Source organism: Pseudocitrobacter sp. 73, assembly GCF_008369545.1.
Classification (GTDB): domain Bacteria; phylum Pseudomonadota; class Gammaproteobacteria; order Enterobacterales; family Enterobacteriaceae; genus Pseudocitrobacter; species Pseudocitrobacter vendiensis.
In genome coordinates this window covers 210578-224950 of sequence record NZ_VTZO01000004.1, presented here as the reverse complement: position 1 = coordinate 224950, position 14373 = coordinate 210578, and the positions used below count along the sequence as shown (strand labels likewise).

The following is a 14373-nucleotide window of genomic DNA, read 5'->3' as shown; positions in this document are numbered from 1 at the left end:
CTCATATATTGCGGAATATCCCTGGGGAGAATAACAATCACCAATAATTAATCAATATTATATTCATTGCGTCTATATGCAAAAAAACAATATTTCACTGCATCTTTTATAGATTATATTCAGCATGGTAAGTTATTTTAAAAACACGGACTATCTGTAGATATCCCAACACCATTAAGCATCAATTAAAAAGTAACGATAACTAAAATCATCAATAAATTCTAAACTGCCATCACGATGATGAAAATGACGTAACTCTCTTTTACGACTAATTTTCCGCACATCTAAGTTCAGACCATATATCGCGATTGTCACCTCAGCGCGACGCTGGTTTTCAGGCGCGGACAATGGATTAGGTTGCAGCTCACCCGTGACATAATTCACCCAAAAGTAATCAATAAACGCGTAGCCTGGTTGGTCGCCAACTAATAATGCTGCATCATAACCATCTTTTTTCTGTGACTGGCACGTGTCACAGCATGGATACAGATTTTCCCATTGATAAGCGAGTCGGTAAAATTGCCTTCGGGATTTAGGCTTAAAGTGTTCGAGCGTCATGCGACTCTCAGCGCCTAAGCATCCTCCATCACAGAAAGCGCAATGCCCTTGCGTCATATCGTAAAGCTTCTGTTTAGTTGTCGCATAGCGAAACCCAGAGAACCATTTGAATCGGTAGCGTTGATTATGTAATTTTTGTGCTTCGTAATGACGGCCCAGACGTTCCCAGCATTCGGCAAGATAATCCGGGCATTGGCTTCGATGAAATGCGTACATTCAATCCCCCGTATATTTTGCCAATACCCGCTGCATCTGGCGTAATTCCATCGTAACCAGGGCATTAAGTTCTTCCCCTTTAGCCTGTAAAAGCGCCGCCAACTGCATAACGTCATCTTTATTATTCTTTTCTACCATATGTTTTCGAATAGCCTCTTTAAATTCAGCAAGCTGACATTCCGTTTCTACGTCAAACTCCTCATTGATATCAAAAACTTCAGACAGGATGAGCTGATAACTCTTACCTGCGGACGAATTCATCGCGGTGATTAATTCCACAGACCCCGAATCCTTACATACATCATAGCGTTGCTCTGGCAGTCGATATACCCAGGCATCTTCTACCGAGCCCACCACAAACGGAGAGTGCGTTGAGACAAAAACCTGCGCGTTAGGTAAGAGAGTCTGAATTGCCGGTAAAATGCGACGTTGCCAGCTGGGATGAAGATGGATATCGACTTCATCGAGAAAGAGAATAACGGGTTGCGAAAAAATATCGCGCTGCACACGCCACGGAACGGATTCAAGACGCAATGCTAAATCGGCAATCCAGGAGATAATGGACTTCAGGCCATCGGGCAGTACATCGTATTCAATGCTCTCGCCCTCAAGCTCCACTTTTACGCTCAGCGGCGATCGTTCTAAACGAAATGATATCGTCAGCCCCGATACCTTTTTCACAAAACGACAAATCTTTAATAAGGATTCATCATAAATTTCAGCTTCACTCTCCGCTGAATCCTGGCGCGCCAGCGCGGCCTTGGTACGATTATTGGCAATCCAGTTTGCCAATACCACCGGTCTGACCGTTGCATCGAAAGATAAGGCATCTGCAAAGGGGGAAATAGCGAGTTCTTCGATTTTTGATGTATGCAGTTTTTCTCTGTTCGCGCGCTGGCCTGAATAGGCGAACGCGGCAAAATCTACGCATGCTTCAACAGGCCAATGTTCACTCTGCGAAATTAGCCTGTATGACGTTAGGAGGCTCTGTTCATCATCAACTATCGCTATTTTTCGCGTAGCGCGTTCATCCCCTGCAGAGATAACAGCACGCTCTTCGCAGAAACGACATGCAACGGATGCTTTACGGCTACGGAATCGCTGATGAAGAGATGAAAGACTCGAAGACTCGTGACTAAAAATGCCAGCAAGTGCATACAGCATGGTGCTTTTACCGCAACCGTTCGGCCCGGTAAAAATATGAATTTCTGCTTTTTTCACATCACACCTGGCGAGGCGCTGCCCTGGGAAATCAATATGTGTATTCTCAAAAACGCCGGTGTCTCTAAGCGTAACGCTCTCAATTCTGTAACGTTGTTCCATCGTTCAATCCCTGAATCGCTCTCTGTGCGTGCATACTACACCAACCGTCAGATCTGTAATCATCACGAACGCTTTTCTGCGTAATCCCTCGCAGTTCCATGCATAAAAAAACCGCCAAAATCGGCGGTTTTTTCACATCAACATCAACCTTACATCAGCGGCATCGCCATCTGCACCAGGTCGATTAACGGTTGCGGCCAGACGCCCAGCACCAGTACCAGCAATGCGGAAACCAGCACCACAATACCGCCAGCGCTGTATTGCCAGTTCGACGGTGCATCGCGATTCAGCTGTTCCGGCGCATGCAGATACAGGCTCACTGCCACACGCAGGTAGTAGTAAAGACCGATCGCAGAACCGACTACCACTGCGCCAACCAGCCACCACAGGTGAGTTTGCACACCGACGGCCAGTACATAGAACTTACCGATAAAGCCCAGCGTCATCGGGATACCCGCCAGCGACAGCATCATCACCGTCATCACCGCAGAGAGGATCGGACGATGCCAGAACAGGCCACGGTAGGAGAAGAGCGATTCTGCGTCCGGGCCACGGTACGGGCTGGACATCAGGCTCACTACGCCGAACGCGCCGAGACTGCTGAACAGATAACCCGCCAGATACACGCCGACCGCTTCCATCGACATTTCGCCGCTTTGCAGCGCAATCAGCGCAACCAGCAGATAGCCGAGGTGAGAGATAGAAGAGTAACCGAGCAGACGCTTGATGTTGGTCTGGCTCAGGGCCATCAGGTTACCGAAGATGATAGAGGCGAAGGCAATGAGGCCCAGCACCACGCGCACTGCTTCGCTGTCGCCCACTGGCGCGTAGAGGAACAGACGCATCACCACGCCGAAGATAGCGATTTTGCTCGCCGTCGCCAGGAAGGTGGAAACCGGAGCTGGCGCGCCCTGGTAGACGTCTGGCGTCCACAGGTGGAACGGCACAAGAGAGAGTTTAAAGCCGAGGCCGACGATCATCATACCCAGACCCGCCAGCAGCAGCGGTTCATGCAGCATGTTATCCGCCAGGCTCTTACCGAGCGCAACGAACGACAGGTTGCCAGAGTTGGCGTAAACCAGCGCCATACCGAACAGCAGGAAAGACGATGCTGCGGCAGACAGAATGGTGTACTTGATACTCGCTTCCAGCGAACGTTTCTGACGGAAAGCGTAGCCAATCAAACCGAACAGCGGCAGCGAGATCAGCTCAATACCCAGGAACAGCGCCGCCAGGTGATTAGCGTTCGCCAGCAGAATGCCGCCCAGCGCGGCAATCAGCACCAGCAGGTAGAACTCTTCTTTGTTATCCGGGTAGCCTTCCAGCCACGGGTAAGCAAACGTACAGGTCGCGAGGCTCGCCAGCAACACCAGCCCGGTATAGAGCATGGCGTAGCCGTCGACGCGCATCAGCGGCGTCACATCCATTGCGCCCGCCTGGCCAACAAACCAGAGCGAAACCAGCGCCGCGTTAAGCCCGATAACCGCAAGCGTAGCGTTGAGGAAGTGATTGCGTCGCCACGCAATGGAGAGCATCACAACCACCACCGTCAAGCCGACGATCAGCAGCGGTAACAGCGCGATCAGTTGTTGTGGAGTTATTGTCATGGCGAATTACGGCCTTGTAGTTGAAACAGAATTAACAAACCACTGCTGAATATTGCCCATCGCAGAGTGTGACGTGTCCAGAATCGGCTGAGGATAGAAGCCCAGCAGAACCAGCAGCACGACCAGCAGAAGAATGATGAACAGTTCACGCAGCGACATCCCTGGCAGCTCTTTGGCCGCGATTTCACTCTTCGCTTTACCGAAGTAAGCGCGGTGCAGCATCGCAAGCGAGTAAACGGAAGCGAAAACCAGACCGAAAGTCGAGATGACGGTGATCAGCGGCACCACATGGAAGCTGCCGAACAGAATCATGAATTCACCGACGAAGTTACCGGTACCTGGCATACCCAGCGTCGCCACGGCGAAGAACAGGGAACAGGCTGGCAACCACTTAATTTTGCTCCACAGGCCGCCCATCATACGCATGTCGCGGGTATGCAGACGCTCGTAAAGCTGGCCGCACAGGATGAAGAGACCTGCCGCCGACAGACCGTGAGCAATCATCTGGATGACCGCGCCCTGGTACGCCAGTTGGCTACCGGTGTAGATAGCAATCAGCACGAAGCCCATGTGGGAAACGGAAGTGTATGCAATCAGACGCTTGATATCGTACTGAGTGAACGCCATCCACGCGCCGTAGAAGATACCAATCACGCCCAGCCACATAGCAATGGGTGCGAACTCGGCAGAGGCGTTCGGGAACAGCGGCAGAGAGAAACGCAGCAGGCCGTAGGCCGCGGTTTTCAGCAAAATACCCGCGAGGTCAACGGAACCGGCAGTCGGCGCCTGAGAGTGCGCATCCGGCAGCCAGCCGTGCAGCGGAACCACCGGCATTTTCACCGCGAAGGCGATGAAGAAGCCCAGCATCAGCAGGTATTCCACGCCGTGGGACATTGGGGTTTTCAGCAGATCTTCGTAGTTGAAGGTCCAGACACCGGTCGCATTATGGTGAACAAACACCAGCGCCAGAATCGCAATCAGCATCACCAGACCACTCGCCTGGGTATAGATGAAGAATTTGGTCGCCGCCGTGATACGCGTTTTACCGTCGGACGCCTTATGGCCCCAAAGCGCGATCAGGAAGTACATCGGTACCAGCATCATCTCCCAGAAGAAGAAGAACAGGAACATGTCGATGGCGAGGAACACACCGATAACGCCGCCCAGGATCCACATCAGGTTGAGGTGGAAAAAGCCCTGATATTTCTGGATTTCATTCCACGAGCAGAGTACCGCCAGCACACCCAGCAGGCCGGTCAGCACCACCATCAGCAGCGACAGTCCGTCGATAGCCAGATGGATAGTGATACCGAAGCGTGGGATCCACGGCAGGATAAACTCAGACTGCCACTGCGGCAGGCCGGTGGATTGCGTCAGTGAGTAACCGCCTTGCAGCCACAGTTGCAGGCCAAGTGCGAGCGTCAATCCCATGGTAATCAGCGCAATCCAGCGCGGCATCTTCACGCCAAAGCGTTCAGTCTGCCAGCACAGGAAGCCGCCGATAAAGGGAATCAGTATTAGCCAGGGTAATAACATGGCGATCTTTATTCCTTGTTAAAGTCCTATCAAGGACCGATTTTCAACGAATTCGACAAATTTCACGGTTGAGTGCGGTTTGTGGTGTCGGGTGGCGCTAACGCTTACCCGACCTACGGAACCCTGTAGGCCCGGTAAGCGCAGCGCCACCGGGCAAAACCGCATTCGTCAAACTCAACGCAATACCATCAGCAGTGCCAGTACAACCACGGCACCAATGCTCATGGAAGCCACATACCAACGCAGATAACCGTTCTCGCTCAACACCAGCCCTTTGCCCGCTACGCGAGAAAGAATGGCCGGAATGTTCATCATGGCGTTCATCGGGTCGCGCTTCAGCAGCCACGCAATTCCCAGGAACGGTTTAACGAACACTTTGTCGTACAGCCAGTCGAAGCCCCAGGCGTTATACCACCAGGTGCCCAGCAGACGGCCAGGGCCGCTGTTGGCAATCGACGTCACCAGAGTCCGTTTGCCCAGCCACAGCCATGCGGCAATCAGAATGCCCGCAATCGCCACCACACCAGAGGTAATTTCCAGTGTCAGTACGCGGCCATGCTCAAGCTCGGCAGTATCCGGCAGTACACCTTGCAGCGGCGGAACAATCAGCGCGCCAACAAAGGTGGAGAGGATCATCAGCACAATCAGCGGCAGGTGGTGGGTGATCCCCTTCCCTGCGTGAGCGTGAATTTGTTCTTTTCCGTGGAAGACGATGAAAATCATACGGAAGGTGTAAAGCGAGGTCATGAACGCGCCGACCAGGCCCGCCACCATCAGGTTGATATGACCATTCGCCATCGCACCCGCCAGAATCTCATCCTTACTGAAGAAGCCTGCGGTAATCAGCGGCAGCGCGGAGAGCGCAGCACCACCAATCAGGAAGCAGGCGTACACCAGCGGAATGGATTTACGCAGGCCGCCCATCTTAAAGATGTTCTGCTCGTGGTGGCAGGCGAGGATAACCGAGCCGGACGCCAGGAACAGCAGCGCTTTAAAGAAGGCGTGCGTCATCAGGTGGAAAATCGCCGCATCCCATGCCTGAACGCCCAGCGCCAGGAACATGTAGCCAATCTGGCTCATGGTGGAATAGGCGAGTACACGTTTGATGTCGGTTTGCACCAGCGCGGCAAAGCCTGCCAGCACCAGCGTGACCGCACCCACGATACCGACCAGATGCAGAATTTCCGGGGTCATCAGGAACAGACCGTGCGTACGCGCAATCAGGTAAACACCGGCGGTGACCATCGTTGCGGCGTGGATCAGCGCGGAGACAGGCGTCGGGCCCGCCATCGCATCTGCAAGCCATGTTTGCAACGGCAGCTGTGCCGATTTACCGACCGCGCCACCCAGCAGCATCAGCGTCGCCCAGGTGAGCATGTTGTTGCCCGCCTCAAAGTGCGCCGGCGCCAGTTCCACCATTTCGCGGAAGTTCAGGGTGCCCAGTTCGTTGTAGAGAATAAACAGTGCGAAGGCGAGGAAGACGTCACCCACGCGGGTCACGACAAACGCTTTCATTGCCGCCGCGCCATTCTTCGGATCGGTGTAGTAGAAACCGATCAGCAGATAGGAACAGAGGCCCACGCCTTCCCAGCCGAGGTACATCAACAGCAGGTTATCGGCCAGCACCAGAACCACCATGCTGGCGATAAACAGGTTGGTGTAGGCGAAGAAGCGGGAGTACCCCTCTTCACCGCGCATGTACCAGGAGGCGAACATGTGGATCAGGAAGCCAACGCCCGTCACGACCGAGAGCATGGTCAGCGACAGGCCGTCCAGCACGAGGTTGAAACCGATGTTGAAATCGCCCACTGACATCCAGGTCCACAGCGGAACGCTGAGCACCTGTTTGCCGTTATTAAAGAAATCGACGCCGACAATTGCGGTCACCAGCGCCGCCAGGCCAATTGACCCCACGCCCACGGTGGCGGAAAGGTTTTCCGACCAACGACCACGGGAGAAGGCCAGCAGAACAAAGCCAATCAATGGCAGAATAATGGTTAAGGCAAGCATATTCATCCGCGCAACTCACTTACTGAATCGATGTTCAGGTTCTGGCGGCGACGATGGAGCTGCAGCAGCAGCGCCAGGCCAATACTCGCTTCCGCAGCCGCAAGGCTGATGGCGAGGATATACATCACCTGACCATCGGTCTGGCCCCAGTAGCTTCCGGCGACCACAAAGGCCAGCGCGGAGGCGTTAATCATGATTTCCAGCCCAATCAGCATAAACAGCAAATTGCGGCGGATAACCAGACCGGTTAAGCCCAGAACGAAGAGGATCGCGGCGAGGATCAGTCCATGTGTTAAGGGGATCATGCGTGCTCCTCCGGTTTTCTTTTCGCGATGTCGTTCGGACGGTTGCTGATAAGCTCGCCAGGACGGTCTTCACGGCCAATGTGGAAGGCGACAACCAGGCCTGCCAGCAGCAGCATGGACGCCAGTTCAACCGCCAGAACGTACGGGCCAAACAGAGCGATACCGACTTCCTTCGCGCTGATTGGGTTGCCGTCGATGCCCTGGTCGTTAAGGCCCAGAATGGCGTACACCATCACCGCCAGCAAAACGGCGGAGAGGATCGCCGGGCCAATCCAGATTTGCGGCTTCAGCCACTCGCGTTCCTGGGCAATTTCTGCCCCACCGAGGTTCAGCATCATCACTACAAACACGAACAGCACCATGATGGCCCCGGCGTAAACGATGATCTCCAGCGCCCCGGCGAAGTACGCGCCCAGCGAGAAGAAGACGCCTGCAATAGCCAGCAGCGAAATAATCAGGTACAGCAAGGCGTGTACCGGATTAGTGTGCGTAATAACCCGCAACGTCGCGAGGATGGCGATAAGGCCACAGATATAAAAAGCGAATTCCATTGCCCCTCTCCTTAAGGTAACAGGCTCTTGACGTCGATAGGCTTAGCTTCGTTCTCTGCTTCGCCTTTATCTTTGCCGTCGATTGCCATACCCGCCATCCGGTAGAAGTTATATTCCGGGTATTTGCCCGGGCCGGAAATCAGCAGATCCTCTTTCTCGTACACCAGATCCTGACGTTTGTATTCGCCCAGTTCAAAGTCCGGGGTTAACTGAATCGCCGTGGTTGGGCACGCTTCTTCGCACAGGCCGCAGAAAATACAGCGTGAGAAGTTGATGCGGAAAAACTCCGGATACCAGCGGCCATCTTTAGTTTCTGCTTTCTGCAGTGAGATACAGCCTACCGGGCAGGCTACCGCACACAGGTTACAGGCCACACAGCGCTCTTCGCCGTCCGGGTCGCGCGTCAGCACGATACGGCCACGATAGCGCGGCGGCAGATACACCGGCTCTTCCGGGTACATTTGCGTTTCGCGTTTGGCGAACGCATGCAGGCCGATCATCCAGATACTGCGTACCTGGGTGCCGAAACCTACCAATAATTCTTTTAAGGTCATGGTCTATTCGCCCCTTATGGCTGCTGCCAGAGAATGACAGCCGCCGTTACCAGCAAGTTGATTAGCGTCAGTGGCAGGCAAATTTTCCAGCCGAAGGACATTACCTGGTCATAACGCGGACGCGGTAATGAGGCGCGAATCAAAATGAACATCATCATGAAGAACGCGGTTTTGATCGCGAACCAGATGAACGGCGGTAAGAACGGGCCTTGCCAGCCACCGAAGAACAGGGTCACCATCATGGCCGAAATGGTCACGATACCGATGTACTCCCCCACGAAGAACAGACCGAATTTCATACCGGAATATTCAATGTGGTAACCATCAGCCAGTTCCTGCTCGGCTTCGGGTTGGTCAAACGGGTGACGGTGGCAAACTGCCACGCCCGCGATAGCGAAGGTCACAAAACCAAAGAACTGCGGAATAACGTTCCAGATGTCGGCCTGATTGTTGACGATGTCGGTCATGTTGAATGAACCGGCCTGCGCCACCACGCCCATCAGGGAGAGCCCGAGGAACACTTCATAGCTCAGCGTCTGGGCAGATGCACGCATCGCGCCTAACAGTGAGTATTTGTTGTTGCTCGACCAGCCAGCGAACAGCACAGCGTAAACCGCCAGCCCTGCCATCATCAGGAAGAACAGAATGCCGATGTTCAGGTCAGCCACCACCCATGTAGGGCTCACCGGTACAATCGCAAACGCCAGCAGCAGCGAGGTGAAGGCGATCATCGGTGCCAGGGTGAAGATGACGCGATCCGAGAATTTCGGGATCCAGTCTTCTTTAAAGAACATCTTGATCATGTCTGCCACCAGCTGGAGCGAGCCGCCCCAGCCTACGCGGTTCGGCCCGTAACGGTTCTGGAACAGACCGAGCAGACGACGTTCGCCGAAGCTCATGAACGCGCCGCAGGTGACAACCACCAGCAGGATGACCACCGCCTTGAGAATAGTGAGCAGGATCTCAATCAGATCCGGAGTTAACCAACTCATTGCTGTGCCTCCTGCAGATTTTCAAGACGTCCACCAGCCAGCACCGGCGCGATGCCAGGCAACCCCATCGGTAAGCCAACCTGCCCTGCCGTCAGACCTTCGGAAATCACCAGCGGCAGGGTGACGGTTTGACCGTCATAGCCGAAGGCGATTTTCGCGCCAGCGTTAACGCCAAGTTTCGCAGCATCCACCGGGTTAAGGGCGATATACGGTTGCGGCATACGCGTCTGGAAGACCGGGGAACGTTGTGACATCTCATCGCTACCGAACAGGTGGTAGTACGGCGCGATACGCCATTTACCTTCTTCCGCCTGGAAGCCTGCCGGAACGGTGGTGAAGTAATCGAGACCGTTTTCAGACGCTTCAATCAGACGCACGCCCGGATCGCCATGACGCAGATGACCACCCACCTCAGCCTGGAACTTGTTCCATGCCTGCGGGGAGTTCCAGCCCGGTGCCCATGCAAACGGAATTTGCGAGCGCGGCGCGCCTGGCTGGTTGTTCCCTTCCATTGAGAAGGCGAACATGGTGTCTTTATCCTGCGGCTGACGCGGTTCGTGCACGCTGATATTGGCGCGCATCGCGGTACGACCACTGTAACGGTGCGGTTCACGCGCCAGTTTCTGGCCGCGAATACGGAAGGTCGCGTCCGGCGCTGCATCTTTGATGCCCGCCAGTTGCGGCAGTTTTTCGACAACGGCGTCGATAACGTGGTCAAGCTGCGTCCAGTCCACTTCACGGCTCTGCACCGTGCTGTGCAGGGAGTGCAGCCAGCGCCAGCTTTCCAGCATCACGGTGTTGCTGTCGTAATACGCCGGGTCATAAACCTGGAAGAAGCGCTGTGCGCGGCCTTCATTGTTGATGACCGTACCGTCGCTTTCAGCAAAACTTGCCGCAGGCAGTACCAGGTGCGCTTGTTCCATAATCGCCGTGCGTTGATGGTCAATTACCATCACCAGCGGCGCTTTGGAGAGCGCGGCATCCACACGGCTGGCGGAAGCGTGACGGTGCAGGTCGTTTTCCAGCACGATAACCGCATCTGCCGCGCCGCTTTCCAGCTCGTTCAGTGCGTCATCAAGAGAGCCGCCGCCAATCATACCGAGGCCCATGCTGTTCACCGCGCGGGCAACCATGGTGATACCCACGTCAGAACCACGGGTTTTCAGCGCTTTCGCAACGTTTGCTGCCGCCTGAATGACATCCGCGCTTCCGGCGTTGGTACCGGAAATAATCAGCGGTTTCTTCGCCCCAGCCAGGGCCTGAACCACGACGTCAATTTTGTTTTGCAGGTCACGGTCGATGCCCTCTACCGCCGGCGCGCTGTTATCCAGCGCGTGGGCGATAGCGAAACCGAAGCGCGCCTGATCTTCAACCGGTGCGCGATAGGTCCACGCGGCAATGTCATCCAGACGGGTGTTATCGACGTTGGTGACAAACAACGGATGTTTCGCGCGCTGGCCGATGTTGAGGATTGCCGCAATCTGCCAGTCAGCCACTTTCTGGGCCGCCGCCATTTCACGTGCTTTACCTTTCACCGCCTGACGAACAGAGAGCGCCACGCGTGCGCCAGTCTGGGTAATGTCTTCGCCCAGAATCAGCACCGCATCGTAAGACTCAATTTCACGCAGCGCTGGCGTGTGCACACCGCCGTCACGCAGCACGGTCAATGCCAGTTGCAGACGTTCCTGCTCCGCTTTCGCGATACCGGTATAAAAGTTTTCCGCACCGACCAGTTCACGCAGCGCGAAGTTGCTTTCAACGCTGGCGCGCGGGGAGCCGATACCAATCACTTTCTTCGACTGACGCAGAATATCCGCCGCGCCCTGCATCGCCTGTTCGGCATTGAGGGTGATCACATCGCTGCCGCGCAGTTGTTCTGGCTGGCGTGGACGGTCTTTCAGGTTCACGTAGCCATAGCCGAAACGACCACGGTCGCAAAGGAAGTAGTGGTTTACGGTACCGTTATAGCGGTTTTCGATACGACGCAGTTCACCGTAGCGCTCGCCCGGGCTGGTGTTACAGCCAATGGAACATTGCTGGCAGATGCTTGGCGCAAACTGCATGTCCCATTTACGGTTGTAACGCTCGGAGTGCGTTTTATCAGTGAATACGCCGGTCGGGCAAATTTCGACCAGGTTGCCGGAGAATTCGCTTTCCAGCGTGCCGTCTTCCGGGCGACCGAAGTAGACGTTGTCATGTGCGCCATACACGCCCAGATCGGTACCGTCCGCATAATCTTTGTAGTAACGCACGCAGCGGTAGCAGGCGATGCAGCGGTTCATTTCATGAGAGATGAACGGCCCCAGGTCCTGATTACGGTGAGTACGTTTAGTGAAACGGTAGCGACGGAAGCTGTGGCCGGTCATCACGGTCATATCCTGAAGGTGGCAGTTACCGCCCTCTTCACAGACCGGACAGTCGTGCGGGTGGTTGGTCATCAACCACTCGACCACACTTTCGCGGAACTGCTTCGCTTCGTCGTCATCAATAGAGATAAAGGTGCCATCGGTGGCCGGTGTCATACAGGACATCACCAGGCGACCACGCGTGTCTTCCGCGTTTTGGTATTGCTTCACCGCACACTGGCGGCAAGCGCCGACGCTGCCCAGCGCCGGATGCCAGCAAAAGTACGGAATATCAAGGCCGAGGGAGAGACACGCCTGTAGCAGGTTGTCCGCCCCGTTGACCTCATATTCTTTGCCGTCTACATGAATTGTAGCCATTAGCATGCTTCCAGTTGGCCCAGTCAGAGACTGAGCGTTAATCGAAATCTTACCCCTCACCCTAACCCTCTCCCTAAGGGAGAGGGGACAGAATGTGCGCGTTGTAAACCCGGCACTGGTTTTCTCCCTCTCCCTTAGGGAGAGGGCGGGGTGAGGGTGAAAATTACCAGCGCGTCTTCAGCAGGTTCGGCTGAATCCCATGAATCGCATGGGTATTGCTGAACTGCTGCTTGATGCCCGCTTCAAATTCTTCGCGGAAGTATTTAATCGCGCTCTGTAACGGTTCTACCGCGCCAGGTGCGTGCGCACAGAATGTTTTACCCGGACCTAAGAATCGACACAGTTGCTCAAGAGTCTCGATATCGCCCGGTTGGCCTTCGCCTTTTTCCAGTGCGCGCAGAATTTTCACGCTCCACGGCAGGCCATCACGGCACGGCGTACACCAACCGCACGACTCACGGGCGAAGAACTCTTCCAGGTTACGCACCAGGCCAACCATGCCAATTTCATGGTCAACGGCCATCGCCAGCGCCGTACCCAGACGGCTGCCTGCTTTACCGATGCTTTCGAACTCCATCGGCAGGTCAAGATGCGCTTCGGTCAGGAAGTCAGTCCCCGCACCGCCTGGCTGCCAGGCTTTAAATTTCAGGCCATCGCGCATGCCGCCGGCGTAATCTTCGAGGATTTCACGCGCAGTGGTGCCAAACGGCAGTTCCCACAGGCCCGGATTTTTCACCCGACCGGAGAAGCCCATCAGCTTGGTGCCCGCATCTTTGCTTTTCGAGATATTCTGGTACCACTCCACGCCGTTGGCGAGAATGGCGGGAACGTTGCACAGGGTTTCCACGTTGTTGACGCAGGTCGGTTTACCCCATGCGCCAGAGGTCGCCGGGAATGGCGGCTTCGAACGCGGGTTGGCACGACGCCCTTCAAGGGAGTTGATCAGCGCGGTTTCTTCACCACAGATATAACGCCCTGCCCCGGTGTGCACGAACAGTTCAAAATCAAACCCGGTGCCCATGATGTTTTTGCCAAGCAAACCGGCTTCAGTTGCTTCGGCAATTGCGCGACGCAGATGCACCGCGGCTTCAACGTATTCACCGCGCAGGAAGATGTAACCACGGTACGCTTTCAGCGCAAACGCGGAAATGAGCATGCCTTCCACCAACAGGTGCGGCAGTTGCTCCATCAGCAGACGGTCTTTATAGGTGCCCGGCTCCATTTCATCGGCGTTACACAGCAGGTAACGGATGTTCATGGATTCGTCTTTCGGCATCAGGCTCCACTTCAGGCCAGTGGAAAAGCCTGCGCCGCCGCGCCCTTTCAGGCCAGCGTCTTTCACCTGGTTGACGATTTCGTCCGGGGAGAGCCCCATCAGCGCTTTACGTGCGCCTTCATAACCGTTTTTGCTACGGTATTCGTCCAGCCACACTGGCTGTTTGTCATCACGCAGACGCCAGGTCAGCGGATGCGTTTCGGGAGTACGGATAACGTTTTTCATTTATACCGCTCCAGTAGTTCAGGAATGGCTTCCGGCGTCAGATGGCTGTGAGTATCCTCATCAATCATCATATTCGGCCCTTTATCGCAGTTCCCCAGGCAGCAGGTCGGCAGCAGCGTAAAGCGACCGTCAAAGGTCGTCTGCCCCGGTTTGATGTTGAGCTTTTGCTCCAGCGCCGCCTGGATCCCCTGGTAACCCGTGATGTGACACACCACGCTGTCGCAGTAGCGGATCACGTGACGGCCCACCGGCTGGCGGAAGATCTGGCTGTAGAACGTTGCCACGCCCTCGACGTCACTTGCCGGAATACCCAGCACATCGGCAATCGCGTGGATTGCGCCGTCCGGCACCCAGCCACGCTGTTTCTGAACGATTTTCAGCGCTTCGATGGACGCCGCACGCGGGTCTTCGTAGTGGTGCTTCTCGTGCTCAATCGCTTCACGCTCTGCCGCACTCAGCTCAAAAGCCTCGGTTTGTGGTTGTTGGTTCTCGTGCAT

12 protein-coding genes are annotated in these 14373 nt (G+C 55.2%); all 12 read right to left on the bottom strand.

Features of this window, described 5'->3' with window-relative positions; genetic code table 11:
* Positions 1-174: 174 nt before the first annotated feature.
* Positions 175-774 carry a hypothetical protein gene (locus F0Q32_RS03725; RefSeq protein WP_149462020.1) on the bottom strand — a complete coding sequence of 200 codons (600 nt, stop codon included), beginning with the start codon at positions 772-774 and terminating at the stop codon, positions 175-177.
* Positions 775-2097, bottom strand: coding sequence for an AAA family ATPase (locus tag F0Q32_RS03720; RefSeq protein WP_149462019.1), 1323 nt, complete (start codon positions 2095-2097; stop codon positions 775-777).
* A gap of 149 nt (positions 2098-2246) precedes the next feature.
* Positions 2247-3704, bottom strand: coding sequence for an NADH-quinone oxidoreductase subunit NuoN (nuoN, locus tag F0Q32_RS03715; RefSeq protein ID WP_149462018.1), 1458 nt, complete (start codon positions 3702-3704; stop codon positions 2247-2249).
* 6 nt (positions 3705-3710) lie between these two features.
* Complete coding sequence (nuoM, locus tag F0Q32_RS03710) at positions 3711-5240, bottom strand: NADH-quinone oxidoreductase subunit M (protein ID WP_108473595.1); 1530 nt, start codon at positions 5238-5240, stop codon at positions 3711-3713.
* A gap of 174 nt (positions 5241-5414) precedes the next feature.
* The gene (gene nuoL / locus F0Q32_RS03705; RefSeq protein ID WP_149462017.1) at positions 5415-7256 is read right to left on the bottom strand and encodes an NADH-quinone oxidoreductase subunit L; all 1842 of its coding nucleotides are present in this window, start codon (positions 7254-7256) and stop codon (positions 5415-5417) included.
* Entirely contained in the window at positions 7253-7555 is a 303-nt protein-coding gene (nuoK, locus tag F0Q32_RS03700; RefSeq protein WP_003861496.1) for an NADH-quinone oxidoreductase subunit NuoK, read from the bottom strand. The genes nuoL and nuoK overlap by 4 nt, the downstream gene beginning before the upstream one ends.
* Positions 7552-8106, bottom strand: a complete 555-nt coding sequence (nuoJ, locus tag F0Q32_RS03695; protein ID WP_149462016.1) for an NADH-quinone oxidoreductase subunit J — start codon at positions 8104-8106, stop codon at positions 7552-7554. Before nuoJ ends, nuoK begins: the two co-directional genes overlap by 4 nt.
* Before the next feature lie 11 nt (positions 8107-8117).
* On the bottom strand, positions 8118-8660 hold the full coding sequence (gene nuoI, locus F0Q32_RS03690; protein ID WP_000172742.1) for an NADH-quinone oxidoreductase subunit NuoI: 543 nt from the start codon (positions 8658-8660) through the stop codon (positions 8118-8120).
* Positions 8661-8674: 14 nt separating this feature from the next.
* Positions 8675-9652, bottom strand: coding sequence for an NADH-quinone oxidoreductase subunit NuoH (nuoH, locus tag F0Q32_RS03685; RefSeq protein WP_015963658.1), 978 nt, complete (start codon positions 9650-9652; stop codon positions 8675-8677).
* Positions 9649-12375 (bottom strand): NADH-quinone oxidoreductase subunit NuoG, encoded by a 2727-nt coding sequence (gene nuoG, locus F0Q32_RS03680; RefSeq protein WP_149462015.1) that lies wholly within the window; start codon positions 12373-12375, stop codon positions 9649-9651. Before nuoG ends, nuoH begins: the two co-directional genes overlap by 4 nt.
* Positions 12376-12538: 163 nt before the next feature.
* Complete coding sequence (nuoF, locus tag F0Q32_RS03675) at positions 12539-13876, bottom strand: NADH-quinone oxidoreductase subunit NuoF (protein ID WP_149462014.1); 1338 nt, start codon at positions 13874-13876, stop codon at positions 12539-12541.
* On the bottom strand, positions 13873-14373 hold the full coding sequence (gene nuoE / locus F0Q32_RS03670; protein ID WP_015963655.1) for an NADH-quinone oxidoreductase subunit NuoE: 501 nt from the start codon (positions 14371-14373) through the stop codon (positions 13873-13875). Before nuoE ends, nuoF begins: the two co-directional genes overlap by 4 nt.

Coding starts and splice junctions, on each gene's coding strand:
- nuoI (WP_000172742.1), bottom strand. CDS start 8,660: ATGACCTTAAAAGAATTATTGGTAGGTTTCGGCACCCAGGTACGCAGT.
- F0Q32_RS03720 (WP_149462019.1), bottom strand. CDS start 2,097: ATGGAACAACGTTACAGAATTGAGAGCGTTACGCTTAGAGACACCGGC.
- nuoN (WP_149462018.1), bottom strand. CDS start 3,704: ATGACAATAACTCCACAACAACTGATCGCGCTGTTACCGCTGCTGATC.
- nuoL (WP_149462017.1), bottom strand. CDS start 7,256: ATGAATATGCTTGCCTTAACCATTATTCTGCCATTGATTGGCTTTGTT.
- F0Q32_RS03725 (WP_149462020.1), bottom strand. CDS start 774: ATGTACGCATTTCATCGAAGCCAATGCCCGGATTATCTTGCCGAATGC.
- nuoK (WP_003861496.1), bottom strand. CDS start 7,555: ATGATCCCCTTAACACATGGACTGATCCTCGCCGCGATCCTCTTCGTT.
- nuoE (WP_015963655.1), bottom strand. CDS start 14,373: ATGCACGAGAACCAACAACCACAAACCGAGGCTTTTGAGCTGAGTGCG.
- nuoJ (WP_149462016.1), bottom strand. CDS start 8,106: ATGGAATTCGCTTTTTATATCTGTGGCCTTATCGCCATCCTCGCGACG.
- nuoM (WP_108473595.1), bottom strand. CDS start 5,240: ATGTTATTACCCTGGCTAATACTGATTCCCTTTATCGGCGGCTTCCTG.
- nuoH (WP_015963658.1), bottom strand. CDS start 9,652: ATGAGTTGGTTAACTCCGGATCTGATTGAGATCCTGCTCACTATTCTC.
- nuoG (WP_149462015.1), bottom strand. CDS start 12,375: ATGGCTACAATTCATGTAGACGGCAAAGAATATGAGGTCAACGGGGCG.
- nuoF (WP_149462014.1), bottom strand. CDS start 13,876: ATGAAAAACGTTATCCGTACTCCCGAAACGCATCCGCTGACCTGGCGT.